The sequence below is a fragment of the Azospirillum griseum genome, assembly GCF_003966125.1.
GTDB lineage: Bacteria > Pseudomonadota > Alphaproteobacteria > Azospirillales > Azospirillaceae > Azospirillum > Azospirillum griseum.
Window position 1 is genome coordinate 13897 of sequence record NZ_RXMA01000032.1, and the last position, 4307, is coordinate 18203.

At 62.2% G+C, this 4307-nt stretch carries 3 protein-coding genes; all 3 read left to right on the forward strand.

Going from position 1 to position 4307, the window contains the following annotated elements:
- Nucleotides 1–442 precede the first annotated feature (442 nt).
- Nucleotides 443–1453 carry an OmpA family protein gene (locus tag EJ903_RS22545; protein WP_158627984.1) on the forward strand — a complete coding sequence of 337 codons (1011 nt, stop codon included), beginning with the start codon at nucleotides 443–445 and terminating at the stop codon, nucleotides 1451–1453.
- A 14-nt stretch (nucleotides 1454–1467) separates the two neighbouring features.
- A complete protein-coding gene (locus EJ903_RS22550; protein ID WP_126619705.1) occupies nucleotides 1468–3336 on the forward strand; it encodes an SUMF1/EgtB/PvdO family nonheme iron enzyme in 1869 nt (622 codons plus the stop codon).
- Nucleotides 3337–3972: 636 nt separating this feature from the next.
- On the forward strand, nucleotides 3973–4307 hold a 335-nt coding region (locus tag EJ903_RS22555), incomplete at its 3' end, for a trypsin-like serine protease (protein WP_210211516.1).

Sequence of the window (4307 nt, forward strand, 5' to 3'; positions counted from 1 at the left end):
CCTCCAACCGCCCCACCGCCCGCGACAGGCGTCGGCCCTGATGCGTTTCGGGATATCGCGACAGGCGGACATAGTTCCCGCCCTGGACCAACGATTCCAGACGGCCCGTCAGCATCTGCGGCAGACCGAGATTGACGGTGCCAAAGGGAGCGGACGACACAAAGGCTTGCCCCCGACCAATGCCGGGACAAAGCGCCGTGATCGCAAGGGTCGCGAAAGCCAAAGCCGATGCTCGTCCGAAAATCATCCGACGCCCCTCCTTCATCCTGTTGTGACGAAAACCACAACCACGACCCTCCAAACGCTATCCTGACGGCGCAATCAGGGTCAACATCGGCAAGGTCGGACGAGACCTGTGCAAAAACATCAGCAATCCGGCGAAGGCCGTCGCCAGAAGAGAATGGAGCCGATGGGGCCGATGCGGAATGAGGAGGGGAACGCCATGGCTGAACGGATGCGGATGATCATCATCGCCGGGCTTGCGCTGGTGGCAAGCGCGGGTTGGACCGACGGGCGCGCTCAAGCGCCGTTGGCGCTTGGTACGGCCACACCGGAAGCGGTCGTTTTCGCGTTGAGCGGCCCGGCGGCGGACCCTCGCGACTGCGCTCAGCCCCGCCGTGTCGATATTCCCGACATCCATTTTGACCATGATTCCGACCGCCTGACGTCGGAATCCCGGGCAAAGCTGGCGATTTTGGCGAACGCCATGCGCAGCTTTCCGTTCGATCGGTTCGTGCTGGAAGGGCACACCTCGGCCTCCGGCTCCGATGACTACAATCTTCGCCTGTCCTTCCGGCGGGCTGAAGCGGTGCGGGCTGGGCTTTCCGCCAACACCTCTCCAATATCCATTCGTGGATTCGGCAAAACGCGATTGTTGTATCCCGATGATCCAGAGCACCCTCACAACCGCCGTGTCACTGTGGTCCGGTTGCCAGGAATTTCGCCCGCCATCCAGGCGGTTCAGGCCGGTGATGACGGTCGGCACGACATTGCAGCGTCCGTTCACGCTTACGCGGCTGGAGAAACAAAAAGCTATGTGGTCGATTCCGACCAAAAGCGCTTTCGCACCGGGGACGCGTTTCATCTCTGCGTGTCGGTCAGTCGACCGGGCCTGTTGACGGTGCTCAACCAGGCCCCTGGCTCCGGCGAACGGAAACCAATCGGCACGTGGTCGCTGGCGGCAGGGGCGGTTCAACGGGTGCCCGCGACGGGCGTGTTCCGCATGGACGGGCGCGCGGGAACCGAGGTGCTCCACCTCATCCACCAGGTCTGCGGCCAAGACGCTGCGGCGTTGGCGACGGGCTTGGAAAGCATCGTGCTCTCCCCACCCGTCTGCCCGACCCGGGTCGCCTTTGAATCAATCATTCTGTCGGGCACGGGAGGGAGAGGCGGACCAAGCACCGGAACCGTGACCCGCACGGTGGTCCTCCAGCACGATCCCAACGGACGATAAGGGACATAACGGCGATGATTCTGCGTCTTTGTGCAATAGCCGCTCTGCTGATCGGGGTTGGGCTGTCCTCCGCCTCCGCGCGCGCGGACGAGGTCCGTCTCAGCCGGGACTATTTCGACCGCAAGGTCTGGCATTTCCCTCAAGCCGTCACCGGCGGAGCGATGACCATGATCCAGCGGGGCAATTTCGAGTCAATGGCCAGCTATCAGTCCGGTCGTTACCACCGGTCCGGGCAAGCCGTTGGTCGTGTGCAAATCCTGACCGCCTCCAACGAGACCAGCGCCTGCACCGGTTGGCTGATTGCCAAGGATCGGGTGATGACCAACCATCACTGCGTCGTCGGCACCACCCCGGCCACACGGGCACTGGACATGAAGTTGGCCCTTGGAGTGGTTGATGGCCGCACGGAAGCGGAGATTCCCTTGCTTGGGGTTGCATTACCGCCCTTGGAAAGCAACGCCGATCTCGACTACGCCATTCTGCGCGTTGAGGGCGACACATCGCGCTTCCCATCCTTGCCGCTGAATCATGTCCGCGATCCCAGGCCGGGCGAGGCGTTGTTTCTGATCGGTCATCCGGGCGGCGCTTCGCAACACATCATCCGGCGCGATTGTCTGGCCGTTGACCGCCGTGTCCCTTCCGGTCTGGAGTTTGCCCATCGCTGCGACAGCATCCCCGGCAACTCCGGCTCACCCGTGTTCGCCGACGACGATGGCGCCCTGGTCGGTCTTCACCACAGTGGCGATACCCAAGCGAATTTTGCCATTCGAATGGAGGAGATCAAACGCAGCAGCCGCATATTTGCGTCGCTTGTTGGTTCCGGATCGAAGCCGATCTTGAACCCCCGCACCGTCAATGACCGTTGGGAAAAGTTGGAAGGCGGCAAGACCTATCGTCTGCCGGTCTTGGAGAATGACGTCGGCGCGGTTGGCGGGGGTTTGCGCGTTGTCGCCGTCGGGCCAATGGCAAAGGGCCGGGCGGAGGTTGCTGCCGACGGACAGGAGATCCTATACACCGCACCCACGGACGCCGCCGGGGATGTCACCTTTTCATACCGTGTGCGTGAAGAGGGCGGCGGTGAGGCCGAGGGTACCGTGACGCTGTCGCTTCAAACTGCGCCATCGGGACCACGTGTGATCCGGGATTGCGCGGAATGCCCTGAGATGGTGGTGGTCCCGCCGGGAAATTTCATGATGGGGTCGCCGGAGGACGAGCGTGGTCGATCCCAGGGGGAAGGCCCGCAGCATCGTGTGACGATTGGCCAGGCGTTTGCGGTTGGCCGCTACGCTGTGACGTTTGAGGAGTGGGATGCGTGCGTGCGGGATGGTGGGTGCGGGGGCTATCGGCCTGGGGATGAGGGGTGGGGCCGAGGCCGTCGCCCGGTGATCCACGTGAGCTGGCATGACGCGAAGAGCTATGCTGCGTGGCTATCGCGGAAGACGGGTCAAAGTTATCGTCTTTTGAGCGAGTCCGAGCGTGAATATGTGACGCGTGCCGGGACGACGACCCCTTTCAACACGGGGTACCGGATCACCACGGATCAAGCAAACTTTGATGGAACTTTCGAATACAACGGCAGAGCGACAGACGTTTACCGTCGGCGGACGGCGGAGGTCGGGAGCTTTAAGCCGAACGCCTTCGGTCTTTACGATCTGCATGGGAATGTGTGGGAATGGGTTGAGGATTGCTGGCACGCTGACTATCAGGGTGCCCCTGCTGACGGTTCGGCGTGGACAGCCGGAACCTGTGAAGGTCGCGTCCTTCGCGGCGGTTCCTGGTACAATGCACCGAGCAGTCTGCTTTCGGCGTTCCGCTACTGGAACCCCCCCAACTACCGGATCTTCAATCGCGGATTCCGTGTAGCCAGGACACTCCTGCCTTGAATCTTTACAGCTACCCTTTCCTGTGTCTTTGTGACAGGCGATGTCGGGTTGGGAGGGGCCAGGGAAGGAATGCCCCTCCCTGGTCGCGCAAGCGACTGGAATCGGTGCATTGCCCAGGAGTGACGCGTTGGTGCGCAATGATCGGTCTGACATGTTCGAGCTGTGCATCCGACGGTCCTGACCTCAGCTTCCTGTATCGATAAACTCCGGGGGTGGCCCGCGTGGTCTCTGGGTTTGACCGTGGCCTGCAACACGGCGATGCTGCAGCGCGACAGGGTCTATGTGATGCAGGATGCTGATGTTCAGGTCCATCACACGGCAACCCTTTGGTCTGCCGCTGCGGTCGATCAAACGGCAAGCGCCGCAGACCTCCGGCCTCGAGGGCCAAGTCGACGTGGGTCGGTGAGCACCCCCGCTGACCGATCTGCGTCGGGTGCCACGCCAGCAGCACGCCATCATCCGTATCGGCCCCATCGGCCTCATTCTCTTCTGGCGACGGCCTTCGCCGGATTGCTGATGTTTTTGCACAGGTCTCGTCCGACCTTGCCGATGTTGACCCTGATTGTGCCGTCAGGATAGCGTTTGCAGGATTGCGGTTGTGGTTTTCCTCACGACAGAATGGCGGAGGGGCGTCGGATGATTTTCGGACGAGCGTCGGCTTTGGCTTTCGCGACCCTTGCGATCACGGCGCTTTGTCCAGGCACCGGTCGGGGGCAAGTCTTTGTATCGTCCGCTCCCTTCGGCACCGTCAATCTCGGCCTGCCGCAGATGCTGACGGGCCGTCTGGAATCGTTGGTCCAGGGCGGGAACTATGTCCGCCTGTCGCGATATCCCGAAACGCATCAGGGCCGGCGCCTGTCGCGGGCGGTGGGGCGGTTGGAGATACAGCGGGCCGACGGTAAAACGGGCTCCTGCACGGCCTCGATCATTTCCCGGGACTATATTTTGACGAACCATCATTGCGTGCCGGG